The 379-nt window shown below is 60.9% G+C and carries 1 protein-coding gene; it reads left to right on the top strand.

Annotated features, from left to right (window positions below; all coding sequences use genetic code 11):
- On the top strand, nt 1–379 hold a 379-nt coding region (locus G0Q06_RS14265; protein WP_163967447.1), incomplete at both ends, for a four-carbon acid sugar kinase family protein.

The raw sequence follows: 379 nt of genomic DNA, 5'->3' as shown, positions 1-379 counted from the left end.
GGTTCTTCTGGAAGTACTGCTCGACCTTCGACAGCACAGCCGAAGGCAATATCGGGCCGGTTTCCGAAGCGCTGATGGCTGATCTGGGCGCGTCCCAGACCATCTACTGTCCCGCTTTTCCCGAAAACGGCCGCGCGATTTTCATGGGTAACCTGTTTGTTGGGCAACAGCCTCTGGCTGAAAGCCCCATGAAGGATCATCCGCTGACGCCCATGCGTGACAGCAACCTGATGCGCCTGCTTGCGCCGCAGGTCCGTGGCGCGGTGGGGCTTGTTGACAGGCTGACCGTCGCCAAAGGCGCAGACGCTGTACGCGCAGCACTCGACGCTTTGCAAAGTGACGGCGTGGCGCATGTGGTGACCGATGCCGTGGCTGATGA

It is taken from the genome of Oceanipulchritudo coccoides, from assembly GCF_010500615.1.
Classification (GTDB): domain Bacteria; phylum Verrucomicrobiota; class Verrucomicrobiia; order Opitutales; family Oceanipulchritudinaceae; genus Oceanipulchritudo; species Oceanipulchritudo coccoides.
This window is presented reverse-complemented; position numbering and strand designations above follow the sequence as displayed.